Annotated in this window: 9 protein-coding genes and 1 pseudogene; 4 read left to right on the top strand and 6 right to left on the bottom strand. The window is 43.0% G+C overall.

Translation table 11 applies throughout. The features are described 5' to 3' along the window. The 4 genes and pseudogenes from P4S60_RS21290 to P4S60_RS21275 form a co-directional block, all read right to left on the bottom strand. The gene (locus P4S60_RS21290; RefSeq protein ID WP_337117499.1) at positions 1–864 is read right to left on the bottom strand and encodes a glutamate cyclase domain-containing protein; all 864 of its coding nucleotides are present in this window, start codon (positions 862–864) and stop codon (positions 1–3) included. After that, positions 849–1,580 carry a 5-oxoprolinase subunit PxpA gene (locus tag P4S60_RS21285; RefSeq protein ID WP_337117543.1) on the bottom strand — a complete coding sequence of 244 codons (732 nt, stop codon included), beginning with the start codon at positions 1,578–1,580 and terminating at the stop codon, positions 849–851. Before P4S60_RS21285 ends, P4S60_RS21290 begins: the two co-directional genes overlap by 16 nt. Before the next feature lie 6 nt (positions 1,581–1,586). Beyond that, positions 1,587–2,384 carry a putative hydro-lyase gene (locus tag P4S60_RS21280; RefSeq protein WP_054563164.1) on the bottom strand — a complete coding sequence of 266 codons (798 nt, stop codon included), beginning with the start codon at positions 2,382–2,384 and terminating at the stop codon, positions 1,587–1,589. A gap of 48 nt (positions 2,385–2,432) precedes the next feature. Beyond that, a pseudogene (locus tag P4S60_RS21275) lies at positions 2,433–4,240 on the bottom strand (glycoside hydrolase family 3 protein). 350 nt (positions 4,241–4,590) lie between these two features. Here P4S60_RS21275 and P4S60_RS21270 point away from each other — a divergent pair. Then, positions 4,591–7,455 carry an FAD-binding and (Fe-S)-binding domain-containing protein gene (locus tag P4S60_RS21270; RefSeq protein ID WP_337117498.1) on the top strand — a complete coding sequence of 955 codons (2,865 nt, stop codon included), beginning with the start codon at positions 4,591–4,593 and terminating at the stop codon, positions 7,453–7,455. 59 nt (positions 7,456–7,514) lie between these two features. On the opposite strand, the gene P4S60_RS21265 is transcribed toward P4S60_RS21270, so the two are convergent. Continuing rightward, complete coding sequence (locus tag P4S60_RS21265) at positions 7,515–8,702, bottom strand: acyltransferase family protein (RefSeq protein ID WP_337117497.1); 1,188 nt, start codon at positions 8,700–8,702, stop codon at positions 7,515–7,517. A gap of 374 nt (positions 8,703–9,076) precedes the next feature. Between P4S60_RS21265 and P4S60_RS21260 the strand changes: the two genes are divergently transcribed. Together P4S60_RS21260 and P4S60_RS21255 are read left to right on the top strand one after the other, a co-directional pair. Next, entirely contained in the window at positions 9,077–10,690 is a 1,614-nt protein-coding gene (locus P4S60_RS21260) for a sensor domain-containing diguanylate cyclase (protein ID WP_337117496.1), read from the top strand. Positions 10,691–10,742: 52 nt separating this feature from the next. Then, the gene (locus P4S60_RS21255) at positions 10,743–11,444 is read left to right on the top strand and encodes a M15 family metallopeptidase (RefSeq protein WP_337117495.1); all 702 of its coding nucleotides are present in this window, start codon (positions 10,743–10,745) and stop codon (positions 11,442–11,444) included. Between the two features lie 295 nt (positions 11,445–11,739). On the opposite strand, the gene P4S60_RS21250 is transcribed toward P4S60_RS21255, so the two are convergent. Beyond that, positions 11,740–12,234 carry a hypothetical protein gene (locus tag P4S60_RS21250; RefSeq protein WP_337117494.1) on the bottom strand — a complete coding sequence of 165 codons (495 nt, stop codon included), beginning with the start codon at positions 12,232–12,234 and terminating at the stop codon, positions 11,740–11,742. 127 nt (positions 12,235–12,361) lie between these two features. Between P4S60_RS21250 and P4S60_RS21245 the strand changes: the two genes are divergently transcribed. After that, entirely contained in the window at positions 12,362–16,375 is a 4,014-nt protein-coding gene (locus P4S60_RS21245) for a rhombosortase-dependent M36 family metallopeptidase (RefSeq protein ID WP_337117493.1), read from the top strand. Positions 16,376–16,883: the final 508 nt, after the last annotated feature.

The following is a 16,883-nucleotide window of genomic DNA, read 5'->3' as shown; positions in this document are numbered from 1 at the left end:
TTAAACCTCATTCTCTGTCGTAAAGCCGCCAAGTTGGCGAAGCCGAGTTATTAATTGTTGACCATGCATTGCATGCAGGCCGTCTTCGGTGAGCTCATTTTTATGGGTGACGCCATCGACACTACCGCGCTCACTTAGGTAATGCAAAATGTTGAGTGGCTCAATATCAGCCAGCAAATCGGTGTTATACCAGCGACTTAAAAAGGCAATGAGTCCGTATGCTGCCCAGTTAGATACATCGGCGAGTAACAGCTCATCGCAAGGAGTTAAACAAGGAGTGATGTTTAGTGCTTGCATATGCTGTGCAAGGTTACCCATGCCTATTTCGTTACCGCCATCACCAATCGCTATGGTGGGGCAAGGTGCTTCTGTTACAAAAAAATCAAAGCAGCCGCAATGCTCCGAAATATCAATACCGCGCATATTATAATAACGCTGATGCTCGTTAAGCCCCGGACGTTCTATTGATAAAACACAATTAGGTTTTAGGTGCTCAAGGGCTTTAATGCTAAAAGTGTGCGCATTATCAATGCTATTAATTGGCAGCTCAAAACAGTTAAAGTCATTTTTCAAGGCACTGTAAAGGGGGTTGCCAGTAACCAAAATGGGCTGTTTATCAAGCTTTTCGAGTACCTTGTAAAGTGCAATTGCACCAACAGGACCATCGGTTTCGAAAGTATTGTTAACCGCAAAGCCCGTACCTATCAACACAGTACCTTGTGCTTGATGAAGGTGTTTTGCTGCGCGTAAATACGTACCCGTAAGTTGTTTTGCGTATAAATACTGCATTCCACGTGGGTTTTGTTCAACCATCATGGTTTCAATTTGTTGGCTGAGCGCGCTGTCGCTTAGGCTTGCTGACATAGTGCTTTAATCTCTTGAATGAGCGCAATACCCGCTTCATTATCGCCATGTACACACAGGCTATCGGCATTAAGTGCCAGCTGCTGACCACTTCGTGTAGTGACTGTGCCATGTGCAACTAACTGTTTAACCTGCGCCATTAGTGCCGCTTTGTCGTGTACGCTGCCCGCTAAAGAACGTGCAACAAGTTTACCTTCGTCTGTGTATTGACGGTCGGCAAACGCTTCTAAAATGAGTTCTAGTTGAAGATCGTTTGCTTGTACTTTGTGTTTGGCAGCTTGGTTGGTCGCTAAAATCATTAATTTTAATGGTTTTGCATAACTTGCCACTGCACGCATAACGATATTCAGCGTTTGCTCGTCACTCATCATATCGTTATACAATGCACCATGTGGCTTAACATATTCGAGCGTTAAACCATGTATTGCAGCCATACCATCAATTGCAGCAATTTGATAATGCAGGCAATTGGTCAGCTCTTTTTCGCTCATAGCCATTGAGCGGCGACCAAAGCCTTGCTTATCTGGGTAACTTGGGTGCGCGCCAACTATTACTTTATGCTGCTTGGCGAGGGCTAGGGTGTTTGCCATCACATCGGCATCGCCAGCATGAAAGCCACAAGCAATGTTTGCCATATCAATATGTGGCATAACTTGCTCGTCTAAGCCCATTTTCCACATACCAAAGCTTTCGCCAAGGTCGCAGTTTAGTTTCATCGTCATTTATAACGCTGCCATTTTACTATTTGGAATATCGGTGATCAGCATGTGTCCTGGGCTATGCGTGATACAAAAATCAGGTGCCGCGTTGGCAATCGCAACTTGTGGAGTAACACCGCAGGCCCAAAATACGGGAACTTCGCCTTCTTTAATGGTCACCGCATCACCAAACTCAGGTTTGTTGATATCTTTAATGCCAATTGCTGCAGGGTCGCCAAAATGCACTGGCGCACCATGTACACTTGGAAAACGGCTGCAAATTTGGATGGCGCGAATGGCATCGGCAGGTTTCATTGGGCGCATACTCACAACCATATTGGCGTGGAAAATCCCCGCACTCTGGCAAGCCATATTGGTCACATACATAGGCACATTTTTTTGCTCGCTGATGTTTCTGATCTCAAGACCCGCGGCAATCAGCGCTTCTTCAAATGAGAACGAGCAACCAATTAAAAAGGTGACTAAATCGTCGCGCCAGTGACTCGAAATATCGGTCACTTCTTCAACCATTTGGCCGTGTTTAAAGATGCGGTAACGAGGTAAGTCGCTACGAATATCAATGTCTTCACCAACAGTTGGCATATCGGTAACGCCCGGTATGCGGCTAGTTGCAATGATCGGGCAAGCTTTCGGGTTTGCTTGGCTAAACTGCAAAAAATCAAACGCGTATTGTTTAGGTAAAATCACTAAATTAGCTTGCACAAAGCCCGGTGCAAAGCCCGATGTATTGCCAGTGTAGTCACCCTCGCGTACCATTTTACGAATAGCCGCTGGGGTGGTTAAAGATGCATTTTTTTGCATGTGGCTCTCCTTGAAATTAACACTTGCCCATTGTTGCTACAATAACACTCAGTTCAGGTCATTAATAGTAACGGGCAGCTGCCCTTTAGCAGGGGCTTTCCCTAGTAAAACGTTTGCCAGCGCTGTAAATGCAGGGCCAGCAATTTTTTCATCTGTATCTACATCTATATTGTAAGCATAGGTGGCAAGTACAGCATCGCCAAATTTTCCAAATTGGGCAATATCGTAAGGGGCACGTAAGCTTACAAAAACGGTCTTTTTATGGGCTAATTTTGCTTGTTTTAGTAATGATTCTAATGCTGCAGATTGGTCGGCTTTAGCAATTGCAAACTCAGGGTTATCAGCTAAATCATCCATCCCGCCAACTTCAACAGCACTTTGTTTTGGAGACGCATTAGCGGCAATGATTATGTCGGCTTCGTTAATTTCTTTTAATGTTGCAAGCGGCTTATAACCTTGCAAACTCGTACAGCTAAAGCTAATTAACTTATCGGTGTTATCAATTAACGCCTGCTGCAGAGCATAGCATTTGCGGGTGTCTGGCATAATAATATGCACTTTGCTGCCCGATTTAATGCTAAGCGGTAGGGTGTTTTTCTCGTTTTTCACTTCGGTGATAGCTGCCAATGCTAATTCGGCTTCTACTTTTCTATGGCTTTGATCACCCAGTAACAGCTGCGCTTTTTTGATGGCTGCTTCGTCATCAAGTGAAGAGCTGAGTTTAAACTTTTCTTTAAGTTTTAAAATGCGTGTTGCAGAAACACTCATTTCGTTGGCATTTAACGTGCCACGTTGTACTTCTTGCTCTAATCGCTCAATCAGGGCTTCAAGTACTGCTAAGTCTTTAGGGCTTCTGATTTCGATTGGCATCAGGGCAATATCAACACCCGCTGCAAAGGTATTTACTACCGCTTCAATTGGTTCAAAAAAGTGGCTGATCCCCGCCATATCGAGGGCATCTGTGATCACCACACCTTGATAACCAAGTTCATCACGTAATAAGTCGGTGATGATTTTGCGCGACATCGTTGCAGGTTTGATCATGGTTTTGCCTTCTTTACTGACAAACGTGCTGTCATCAAGGGCTGGGTATTGGATATGTGCAGTCATGATCATACCCGGTTGTTGGTTTTTAATAATTTCTTTAAAAGGGGGAGGTCTTGCTGCCAAATGGTTTCTTTATCATGCATTACTTTTGGCAGGCCTGTGTGGCTATCTACGTTCGTATCGCCATGCCCCGGAAAGTGCTTTAACGATGAAATAACGCCGTTGTTTTCAAACCCTGCCACTTGGGCACCACCTAGTTTTGCAACCAATTGCGGATCTTCACCGTAAGAGCGCACGTTAATAACTGGGTTATCTGGGTTCATGTTTACATCAACCGTGGGTGCATAGTTAACATTAACACCTAGTGCCAATAGCTCGTCGGCAATAATGCGTGCAGACTCAGTCGCGAAGTGGGTACCATGTTCTTTATAGGTCGCGCCAATCGACATGTTACCGGTAAACGACGTACCTACATCACGAGGAATTCGGGCAACTCGGCCACCTTCTTGGTCTATCGAAATAAATAGCGGTAAGCCTAACTCTGACTTAGCAGCGGCTTTTTGTAGTTCATTGTTAAGTTTGATTACTTGCGGCACGGTATCGATATTTTCTGCAAATAAAATCACCCCACCAATGTTATGTTTAGTGATGATATTTGCTAAATCGGCCGGCAGCTCTGTCACCGGTGTACGGCATTTTTGCTCACCCGGGTCTTGCTCGCAGTAATAACGTAGGTCAAGCATGAGCTTTTGCCCTAACTGTTGTTTTAAAGTTAATGCAGACTCAGCAAATGATGATTGTAATGGCATGAAACATCCTAATCCGATAACCAGTGACGATAGTGCAAACTTATTTAACACAGCAAGCTCCAAAGCAAAACGCTTATTTAGTTTTTAGAATAAATTATTCTCGATGTTAATGGGTTTTTAAATATAAATACAGTATTTTTTTGCTACCCTAACGGTTTTTTAGTCCGACTGCAAAAAGCTAAGTTAGATCACCAAATAGGGCTAATAGGCTTAAATAACCAAACCTTTATACTGACGAAAAGCGTGGCAGGTTGATAATTTATCAATTTAATGGGTCGCTTTTTAGTACAATTTAAAGTAATAATATATTCCATAATCATCAGCGTAAATATGACAAGCCTGGGGGCGAGATGGCTTTAACTCGATTGCACGCATTTAAACAGCAAATTAAACCTTTTTTACCAGAGTCTGCATTAATAGAAGATTACTCGCGCCGTTATGCGTACGGAACAGACGCCAGCTTTTATCGATTAATACCTGAATTAATTGTATTAGTGAGCAATCAAAATCAAGCAAGGCAAGTGATCATTGCTGCCAACGAGCAACACGTACCCATCACATTTCGCGCCGCTGGAACGAGTTTGTCTGGGCAAGCAATTACCGATTCGGTATTGGTTTTGTTGTGCGATAGTTGGAGCAAGTTTGAGATACTTGATGACGCCGAGGCAATACGGTTACAACCGGCGATCATTGGTGCTCGAGTAAATCAAGTATTAGCCCCGTTTGGTAAAAAAATTGGCCCTGATCCCGCATCTATTAATAGCTGCAAAATAGCGGGGATGGCGGCAAATAACTCATCAGGCATGTGTTGTGGAGTGGCGCAAAACAGCTACCACACAGTAAAAGATATGACCCTCATTTTTGCCGATGGCACAGTGCTTAATACGGCTGATAGCCAAAGCTGTAATGACTTTTTGCAAAGCCATAGCCCTTGGGTTGATGAGCTAATGAGCCTTGTTGAGAGCGTAAAGCAAAACCCCGATTTGAGTGAGCGCATTGCCCATAAATACCGTTTAAAAAATACCACGGGTTATGGTTTAAATGCGCTGCTGGATTTTTCTGATCCAATCGAAATCATTAAGCACTTAATTATCGGCTCTGAAGGTACGTTAGCTTTTATCGCTGATATCACCTACCACACCGTGGTTGAGCATCAGTACAAACACACAGGTTTCTTTATTTTTGACGATATCAGCAAGGTGTGTGAGCTGGTACAAAGGCTGAGTGAACTTGATGTTGCGGCCGTTGAGCTGCTAGATAAACGTGCTCTGATGTCGGTGTCTGAGCATGCCACAATGCCAAAAGAAGTGGCCAGCTACCCTGAGCAATCAGCGGCACTGCTAATTGAGTTAAGAGCTGAAAATGCACAGGCTCTTGATGCGCTCACAAAGGTCACCGAGCAACTTCTTGCTGAGTTTAAGCAAAGTCAACTGGCAGCGATTGAGTTTTCAGCAGACAGCGCCCGTAATGCGGCACTTTGGAATATCCGTAAAGGCACGTTTCCTGCGGTTGGCGCAGTGCGCGAAACTGGCACCACTGTAATTATTGAAGATGTTGCCTTTGCTCTTGATAAATTAGCTGAGGGCGTGAATGCGCTGCATCAATTATTTATTAAATATGGTTATGATGAAGCCATTATTTTTGGGCATGCGCTTGCCGGGAATCTGCATTTTGTATTCACCCAAGCTTTTGATACACCTGAACAAGTAAGCCGATACGAGCAATTTATGGCTGATGTGGCGAACTTAGTGGCGGTTGAACTAAAAGGGTCATTAAAAGCTGAGCATGGCACTGGGCGTAACATGGCACCGTTTGTTGCTACTGAATGGGGAGACGATGGCTTCGCGGTGATGGTTGCGCTTAAAGCACTATTCGATAAACAAAATATTCTTAACCCTGGGGTTATTATTAATCACGACAAAAATGCTCACACTCAGCATTTAAAAGTCATGCCAAAAAGTGATGATATTATCGATACCTGTATTGAATGTGGCTTTTGCGAAGTGGTTTGCCCATCAAAAGGGCTTAGCTTAACACCGAGGCAGCGTATTACTTTATGGCGACACCGCACAGAGCTACACAATCAATTACTAACAACCGAAGATGTAGCAAGCAAACAGAAATTAAATCAAAAGCTCAGTGTTATCGAGGCCGACTTTAAATACCTTGGTATTGATTCGTGCGCGGCAACGGGTCTTTGCGGTCTTAAATGCCCGGTGGGAATAAACACGGGCGAATTTATAAAATCGCTCAGAGCAGAGCAAGCCTTATCAAACAAAGTTGCACGGTCATTATCACGCTTTGCCAGCAAGCATTTTGCGGTTGTTGCAACGGGTGCACGATTTGGTTTAACCGTGATGCAGGTGCTCGAAAAAGCAATCGGCAGCAGTAACCTAAGAAGCCTGAGTAAACCTGCTAATAAGTTACTTGGTACACCGCTGTATTACTCGGCGTGGCCAAGGGCCGAACAGCCAATTAATAGAAAGCTTCAACAACCCCAACAAGCGAAAAAGTTGGTGTATATGCCAAGCTGCGCAAGCCGGATTTTTGCGGCTGATAAACTTGCCGATGATAAGCGCCCACTGCTAGATGTTATTTATTCACTCGCTGCCAAAGCTGGCTATGAAGTGCTACTTCCGAAACAAGTAGATTCACTTTGTTGCGGTATGCCATTTGCTAGCAAAGGCTTTAATAAAGAGTTTAAAAACAAAAGTGAGCAGTTACTTACTGAGCTCGAGGCGCTTTCAAGTAATGGCCAATACCCCATTGTTTTTGATGCTAGCCCTTGTGCACTTACTACCTTAAATGCTGCGCAAAATACGGCACTCACAATTTATGAAAGTGCTGATTTTGCTGCCAAGCATTTACTACCTAATTTGCAAGTCACGCCCGTAAATGAGCCGGTGATGCTCCATGTTACTTGTAGTTCTAAGCGATTAGGTAAAGAGCAAAGCCTAGTATCACTTGCCAAGGCATGTAGTAATGAGGTGATTATTCCAGCTGATATTGAGTGCTGTGGTTTTGCCGGTGATAAGGGCTTTAACTTGCCAGAACTCAATGGCAACGCGTTAAAAACTCTTAAACAACACGTGCCAAAAAACTGTAGTCAGGGTGTATCTAATAGCCGTAGTTGCGAAATTGGTTTAACTGAACACAGTGGTATTAGTTATCAGTCAATTTTGTATCTACTCGATAAGCAAAGCCATGCAATATAACAGGGCTTAATTGCTAATTTGATGAGCCAGTTGCTGACTGGCTCATCTATTTTTAAAGCTTACACTTTCCAAAAAATGCCTTTGCGGTAGCAGATGTACATCACCCCATAAGACACCACTAAAAACAGCAGTGAAAAGCTAAAAGAAGCGAGGTAATCATTGCTGATCACTAATTGTATTAGGCCATAAATATAGCCTTTTAAACTGCTATTGCCGAGCGGGATCATAATTAATAGCCGTGCAAACACGCCTGCGAACATAAAAAATAATATTGCATTCGCACCAAATACAATAAACGGAGCGCCCCAGCTGCGCAGCTTATAAATATCTAAAATAGCACTGCACAGTGCATAGAAAATCGCTGCCAGCCCTGAGCTGAGTAGCACATAGCTCGGCGTCCATAACGCTTTATTGATAGGTGTTATTGGTGCAATCGCATAGCTAGCAATAACGGCTAATGCGCCCAGTAAGATAAGTGTACAGGCTTGTTTTTTAAGGTCGGGTTGCTTAGTTAAATAAACCGCAGCCAACATGCCGCTAAGCGCACTTGCAATGGCAGGCAGTGTTGAGAACAGCCCTTCAGGATCAAATGGCAGTGGCTTAGCATTGGCATAATACAGGTGATGACTACCAAGTACGGCATTGTCTATGAAGGCACTTAAATTATTGCCATGTAGCCATAAGCCACTCACTTCCTCGCCGCTTGGCAAGGTATACGGGATATAAAGCATGGTGGCACCATAAAAAAATAAAAGAGCGATGCAAGTAATGGCTATTTTCTTAGGCGATAAATAGAGATAAGAACACAGAGCAGCTAAATAGACTAAACCGATACGTTGCAGTACGCCCAACACACGCAGTTGCAATAACTTGTCATCAAGCCAGCTAAAAGAAGGGTCTCGAAAGTTGTAATAAAACAAGGCTAAAAACCAACCGAGGGCAATGAGTTTAATGGTACGAATAACCCCTGCTTTTAGTATGTGTTGATCACTGACCCCTTTAGCACGCAAGCTATTTACTGAAAGCGTGATAGACATGCCGACAATAAAAATAAAAAACGGAAAAATTAAATCGGTAGGTGTCCAACCATGCCACTGTGCATGTTTCAAAGGCCAATACATCGCTCCCCAACTACCTGGGTTATTCACTAATATCATGGCGGTAATAGTCAAGCCCCGCATTACATCTAACGCCATGAGGCGATGTGAAGGGAGTTTATTGATGATTTCAGCACAGTGTTGACACATAGGAAAACTTTATTGTTGTATTTTTCTTATAGTGTAATAAATTATTACATCAAAGCAAGCTGCTATTTGAACAATATACATCGCATGTATTAGCCGTTCTTTTAACTGTCTTAAGTTTATAGTTTATTAAATTCAATATGTTAAATCACGAGAGCTGTTAATGAGTGGCTTTGATGCCGTTCATGGTCAACGAGCGCTTGGTAGCTGAAGTTATTAAACAGAGTTACTTTAATTAATTAGAGTAATTGCACTCATTTGTTTGCGCTAAATCAAATTATGACAAAAGTTTTATAGAGGTACATAGAACATCTTGCTAGTATAAAGGTATTAGATGTTCCCGATATGGACTTTGGGCCCCATGTGTGAGAAGTACCGTGCTTAATAGTCTTAGTCGTGGTTTAAATCTACGTCGCTTAATTTTAGTGTTAGCGTTTTCTGCAACGCTTATAACCTTTCTAAATAGTTATTACTCGAGCTATCAAGTTCAGAAGCAACAACTAATAGATAAAACTCTTAATAATCATAAAGCATACGCCGCCAAGTTGGTGTCAGCGACAGATAACTTTTTACTTAATGCTCAGCAACAGCTCGCCTATGTAGGTAAAATTCTTGAAGATGACTTTAATAATCAAGGCTTAATAAATGCAGAAGCAGACAGATTAAGGCTACAAACTAGTAGTTTTAATTCGACCATTATTGTTAATGCACAGGGCAATATTTTAGGCGTTTCGCCAAAGTCATTGAAGCTACAAAACCGTAAAGTAGATAGCTTTGGCACTAAAGCCGCTTTATCGTATCGCACCCCAATGATCAGCGAGCCGTATATTTCGATGGCGGGCAATTTATTGATCTTTATATCGCAGCCATTATTCGATAAACAAAGTAATTTTATTGGCTATGTAGGCGGCACATTATACTTAAAACGCACCAGTATCCTTAATGAATTGCTGCAAGTTCATTACTATCAAGACGGCTCTTATTTGTATGTGGTTGATGAAAATCATCGCTTACTGTATCACCCAGATAAAAGCCGGATTGGTGAGCAAGTATTCGATAACCAAGTAATTGAAGAAGTACTAAAAGGAAACGCTGGCACACAGCTTGTTACCAACAGCAAAGGCGTTGAAATGCTTGCAGGCTACGCACCTATGACGGTCGCTCCTTGGGGAGTCGTCACTCAGCGCCCACTCGAAAACACCCTTGCTCCGCTTGATGATTTAATGTGGCAAGTGTTTGTAAAGACCGCCCCAATTGGTTTGCTGACATTTATATTCATTTGGGTATTAGCACGTTTAATTGCTCAGCCTTTAAGGCAGTTAGCCGAAACTGCAAATACGTTAGATCGGCCTTCAACGTCACTTGAGCTGACACAAATTCGCTCATGGTACTTTGAAAGTAATGAGCTCAGAAAAGCCATGTTAAAAGGGGTCGGGCTATTACAAAGTAAAATAGGGCTATTGCGCCAAGAAGCGCAAACGGATCCCCTCACTTGCCTGCATAATCGCCGTAGCCTCGATATGCAAATTAGCCATTTGATAGCTCAGCGTTGTCCTTTTGCTGTATTGGCTATCGATATCGATCATTTTAAACGGGTGAACGATGAGTTTGGTCATGACATTGGTGATGTAGTACTTCAGTCGTTAGCTAAAATTTTGTTAGATGTTACTCGTGATGGTGATGTGGTTGCCCGCACTGGCGGTGAAGAATTCATTGTGATTATGCCAAGAGTAGAAGCAAAACGAGCATATCAACTGGCTGAGCGTTTGCGTATGCGGGTGTCAGAAAGCTACATTGACCCGGTTGGTTGCATTAATGTATCGATTGGTATTTCGGGCTGGCCAATTGAGCAGTTAAACATTGATGAAGTATTTAAACTTGCTGATCAGGCTTTATATCAAGCTAAAAAAACAGGGCGTAACCGCTCGGTTGTCGATGCAACATATAGCCAAGACCTTACACCCGTTTCTGAGCCTTCAATCTTGGAATAAGTTATTTAATGTGCAATAGTGGATGCTATTAAGTTATTTATGGAAAATCAAAATGGCATTCACATTGTTGGCTCGTTTAACTAAATCCACTTCTTTGTTAGGTATTGCGCTTATGAGTGCAAGTACTGCTTATGCCAACCCAAGCGATGATAAACGTAGCGAATTTGTGGATGTAGGTGCTTTGCTACCGAATGCTGTGTTAGATATCCGTTATTTTGGTCATCATAACTTTGTTGGCAAACCAGTTGATGGTTACAACGCACCTAAATGTTTATTGCATAGCACAGCTGCTACGGCTCTTAAAAATGTGCAAATAGCAGCGCAAACCCAAGGTCTGAGCTTAAAAATATTTGATTGTTATCGCCCGCGACGCGCCGTTGATCACTTTGTGCGTTGGGTTAACGATTTAGAAGATACCCGCACTAAAGCTGAGTTTTATCCAAACTTAGGCAAAGACAAGCTGCTTGGTGATTACATCGCCGCTAAATCGGGTCACAGCCGTGGCTCAACGATTGATTTAACGTTAGTTGATGCAAAAGGCAAAGAGCTCGATATGGGCTCACCATTTGATATGTTCGACACTCTTTCTAACACCGACGACCCGCGCATTAGTGCAGAGCAAAAAGCCAATCGATACAAATTAAAAAGCCTGATGACTGAGGCCGGTTTCGCGCCTTATTCAATGGAATGGTGGCATTTTACCTACCAACCGCAAGCATATCCCGCCACCTATTTTGATTTTGTGGTGGAGTAGGTAAAACAGCTTTAAGCTTTCAGCTTTAAGGTTTAAGCCGAAAAGTATTGTTTTTGAATGTTGAGTTAGCTTGATTAAATGGCGTTGAATGTTAGACACGCCATGCAAGCATGACGCCTACGGTTTGATGTAGGCGTGAAACTTGTTTCACGCGTCTGACGGCTGATAGCTGAAGGCTGACAGCTCCTTCTAGAACCTAGCTCATGATGACGCGGGATAAACCCGCTGCTACAAGTAGGGGGAAACTTGTTTCGCGCGTCTGACGGCTGATAGCTGAAGGCTGACAGCTTCTCTACTACATCACCTCTTTTATCGGTGAATAATCAACTTTAATTTCAACAACATCGACATTGGCATTTTGTTTAAAAGCGTTTTGTACTTTTAATAAATCAGTGTCTTTTTCAGCAAGGTAGCGATAGCTTTTGTTGGTCATTTTTTTCAGCGTATATTGGCTGCTAAGCTCTACTGGTAAGTTGTTTTCTTTTAGCGTTAAGTAAATTGCCCCAGTGGCGATGCCGCGCTCTTGTATTGCGTGATTAAAGACTTCTGTGCCTTTGGTTAAAGTTGGTGCATCAAAGGTAATTTTTTCACCATTATTACTAAAAGCATTCGTCGATTTTTGTTTGTTGATTTCGACTGCTTTTTTAACATCTTTAACTGAAATTTGTTCTTTTTGTGAACTGGGTGTTGGCTGTTGTACTGTATCTTGCTCGCTTATTTCATTTTTTTGACAGCCTGATACTAGTACCAATGCTAGTGTAAGTGCTTGTATCTTAATTGTTTGCTTCATTTTAATCCTGTTTGTCTGTTACTTTTGTTTACAATTAATTCTATTTTTTAAGTGCTGTATTGGGTACATTGGACTTGGTTATGATTGTTAACCGAAAATAAAAATATAACAATAGGGAACGTAAGGAATGTCTCAATTCAAAGTAACAGCTGTTGCTACTATGGTAACGGCTATCTTGGCATCATCTCAAGTGCAAGCTAGTGAACAAACTCGCTTCTATAATGCCTCAAGCGTTAGCTCTCAAGTGCAATTCAACCCTCAAGTATCTCAGCAACGTGCATTAGCTGAGCGCAGAACTGTATCGGGTCACAAATCAATTTTCGATGAGCAGTTAGGTAAAGCTACGTTCTTATGGAATGCAGTTGGCCAAGCTAAACCTGATATGGCGATGGTGCTTCCTGAGCAACGCAATGCCTATGCTGCAGATTTTTATTTAAATGCCTTAACGGGTGTTAGCACCGCTAAAAAAGGCGTCTCAAACGCAGTATTAACGGATTTATCTGAGCAAAAGCTTGGTTCAATCACAGCTAAATATAAGCAAAAAGTACATGACATTGAAGTATTCAACCGCGAATACAACCTGATCATGGACAAAGAATATAACCTAGTTGCAGGTTCTGGCTATTTTGCTAACACAAGTTCAAATGCAACGCAGTCGTTCGCACCGCTTGCTGAATTTGTAGGTGCAGAGCAAAGCATTAAACGTGCAATTAAAGAACTTGCTGATATCGACGTGTCACTAACTAAGTCAACAGAACAAGGTGACTATGTTAAATACACTGTGTCTAACCAAAACGGTGACAAAATTGTATTAGGTCAGCCTCGTGCTAAGAAAGTATTCTTTGAAGTAGCGGGCGAGCTGCAATCTGCATACTATGTTGAAGTAGAAGTTGCTGATAAAAACAGCTTAGAAAGCGATTACTTCAGCTACGTTATCGGCGCGCAGAACAGCAAAGTTTATTTCAAGAAAGACTTAAAAGCACACGCGGCAGACTTTAACTACCGTGTATGGGCTGACGAAGATGGTTACCCGTGGGAAGGCCCACACGGTGACGTGATCCCAGCTGATGGCCCAGATCAAGTTGATGAAACTGAAATATTAGATGCGCCACTTGTAAGCTTGTCTTACTACAAAAAATTAAGCACGATGGATCCGTGGCTTGCAGACGATGCTACAACAACATCAGGTAACAACGTATTTGCTTACGCTGATGTAATCGCACCTCAAGGTTACACAGAAGGTGACTTCACTGCTGAAACTACATCAGATTTCACATTCGATTACCCTTACCAAGTTGATCAAGTAGCAAACAGTTACGACAACCGTAAAGCGGCGATCGTTAACTTGTTCTACATGAACAACTTCTTACACGATTTCTTCTATGACCATGGTTTTGACGAAACATCAAATGTTGCGCAAGTATCAAACTACGGCCGTGGTGGTGTAGAAGGCGACCCAATCGAAGCACAAGCGCAAGATAATAGTGGTTTAAATAACGCAAACATGTCTACGCCTGCTGACGGTGCAAGCCCTCGCATGCAAATGTACCTATACAACTCAAAAGACGCAAAAGTTGGCGTTGACTACGGTGTGGTTGTCACATCTGACGCAACGATTGGTCTTCTTGAATCATCAAAAGTATCTGGCTTTGGTCAAATGCAATTTGCTGATATCGCAGGCGAAGTTGTTCGTTTAGTTGACGGTAATAACGTTGATTCTGGTAGCGTAACAGACGGTTGTGAACCTGCAACAAATGCGGCTGAACTAGCTGGCAAAATTGCGCTAGTCGATCGTGGTTCTTGTAACTTCACAGCAAAAGTTCTACACGCTCAAGAAGCAGGTGCAATTGGTGCTATCGTTGTAAACAACAACCCAGATACAGATGAGCCAGCGCCGATGGGCGGTGAAGACGATGCAGTGATCATTCCTAACATGGGTCTGAACTATGCTGACGGCCACGCACTTTACGATGGTATCGCTGCAGGCGACACTGTAACGGTTAACATGTTCAATAAAGCAACGTTAAAAGACGGTACGCTAGATAACGGTATTATTGCTCACGAATGGGGTCACTATATCAGTAACCGTTTAGTGGGTAACTCATCAGGTCTTATCAACTTCCAAGGCCGTGCGATGGGCGAAGGTTGGGGTGATTTCCACTCTCTTATGTTTATTGCTAAAGCTGATGACATTAACATCGCAGGTAACGACAAGTTCCAAAAAGCTTACGGTAGCGGTACTTTCGTAGAAGACTTCTACTATGGTATTCGTCGTGTTCCATATTCAACAAATATGGAAGTAAACCCGCTGTCTTTCCGTCACATTACTGAAAATGAAGGCGCTGATGTAGGTATTGCACCAACAAGTGTTGCTTCACCACACGCAGCAGGTGAAATTTGGGCAACTATGCTTTGGGAAAGCTATGTAGCACTTATTAACGAGCACGGCTTTGAAGATGCGCAAAACCGCATGGCTAACTATTTAGTTGCTGGTTACAAGCTAACTCCTGTTGCTCCGCTATATACTGAAGCACGTGATGCTATCTTAGCTGCAGCGTACGCGGTTGACCCAGAAGATTACAAACTAATCTTAGGTGCATTCGCTAAGCGTGGGATGGGCTTAGGTGCTAAAGCGCCAGAGCGTTTCAGTGAAGATTTAACTGGCGTTGTTGAATCTGACAAAATGAAACTTGCTAGCTTCACATTCAAAGATGTGGCAATGAATGCAAACTACAACGGTGCTGAATTAGGTTATTGTTCAAACGATAACGTGCTAGATAAAGGCGAAACAGGTACATTAACTGTTAGCATCATGAACACCGGTAGTGAAGTACTAACGGGTACACAAGCACAGTTAACAGTTGTTAGCGGTCACGATGTAACATTCGAAAATGATGGTTTAATCACATTCGACGATACAAACCCGTATGCTTCGCAAACAAGCGCGCCTATCACGTTTACACTAAATGATGCAGGCACTGCTGATACACTTGAAATCGAAGTGTCATTCCCAGAGCTGTCTGCAGATGACGAAATTGTTGAAGCTACAAGCGATACAGTATCTTACCTTGTGAACATGGACTTTGAAGATAAAGCACCAGTGAGCTCACAAACAGCTGACGATATGGAAGTAGCAGGTGCATCATTACGTGATTGGAAAGAAAACGTAATGACAGGTGACGGCTTAGCAGTTGGCACACAAAGCATGGCAACGGGCGGTAATATCAACTTCTTTAACAGCTTTGGCTTTGGTCTTGGCGAGCAAACAATGTACCTAAACAACAATGACTTCCAGTCTGATGTTGCAGTTGAGTCAAGAGAGTTTGATATCGGTTTTGCGGGTGACTTTGAAGTTTCATTCTGGCACTTCTACCTAATCGAAAACGAATGGGATGGTGGTGTTGTAGAGATCAGCGTAAACGGCGGTAACTGGGTTGATGTTACTGAAATGGGCGGTACATTTGATGTTGGTTACGACGGTCCATTAATCGAAAACGACGCGCAAGCACTACAAGATCGCGATACTTTCACAGGTAACAATGTGGATGGCAGCGGTGCTTACGGTAACTACGAAACAATTCGTTTCGGTACTGAACTAAACGGTAACCGTGCAAAATTACGTTTCCGTATGTCATCAGACAGTGCAGTACGTGAGTTCGGCTGGTGGATTGATAACGTAACTGTTAGCAATGTAACATCACCAATCTTCTCAAATGTAATTGCAGGTGATGCATTAGCATGTGATAACGCACTTCCATTAGTGTCTGTATCGGGTGATGCGTCTGTTTCTGAGTCTGCTTCAGGTACATTAACAGCAACAGCGTCAGACCGTAACAGTGATGACACGCTAAGCTACACGTGGACGCAACTAAGCGGTACTACAGCAACACTTACAGGTGCTGACACAGCGACTCTAGGCTTCACGCCAGGTGCTATTTCAAGCGATGATGAGTTAGTATTTGAAGTAACAGTGAGCGATGGTACAGACTCTGTATCTGAGCAGTTCACAGTTGCTGTAACTAACGAAGCTGAGCCAGTAGAAGAGAAGAAAGTAACTAAATCTAGCAATGGTAGCTTTGGTTTCTTAACACTACTACTTGCACCACTAGCGCTAATCGGCCGTCGCCGTAAACGTAAATAAGACTTTTAAATAGTGATAACAAAGCCCTTGCAGCTCGCTGCAAGGGCTTTTTTGCTTTTAAGTTAGCTGGGTGAAGTTAGCGAGGGGAAAGGTACGAGGGGAAAGGTACGAGGGGAAAGGTACGAGGGGAAAGGTACGAGATGCGAGATAGAGATACGAGATACGAGATACGACGTAGCAGCGATTTTACATCGCGTCCTAGAGCCTAACACCCAGAACTTAGCACCTGATGACGCGGGATAAACCCGCTGCTACAAGTAGGCGTGAAACTTGTTTCGCGCGTCTGACGCTGAAGGCTGACCATTCTGGTTTATGTTTGATTCGGCACAAAAGTACCTCCTACAATACCTCTTATAACACTCCAAAAGAGGCATTTTTTGCGAAGAACACTCGGCCTAAACAACCCCACAGATCGGCTGACATCTAACATCTGACCTCTAACGACTAAAAGCCAGCGATTTTACATCGCGTCCTAGAGCCTAGCGCCTTTTTGTAGGCGTGAAACCTG

It is taken from the genome of Pseudoalteromonas sp. Hal040, assembly GCF_037162425.1.
GTDB classification, from domain to species: Bacteria; Pseudomonadota; Gammaproteobacteria; order Enterobacterales; family Alteromonadaceae; genus Pseudoalteromonas; species Pseudoalteromonas gelatinilytica.
The sequence above is the reverse complement of the archived record's forward strand: the minus strand, read 5'-3'. Positions and strand labels throughout refer to the sequence as shown.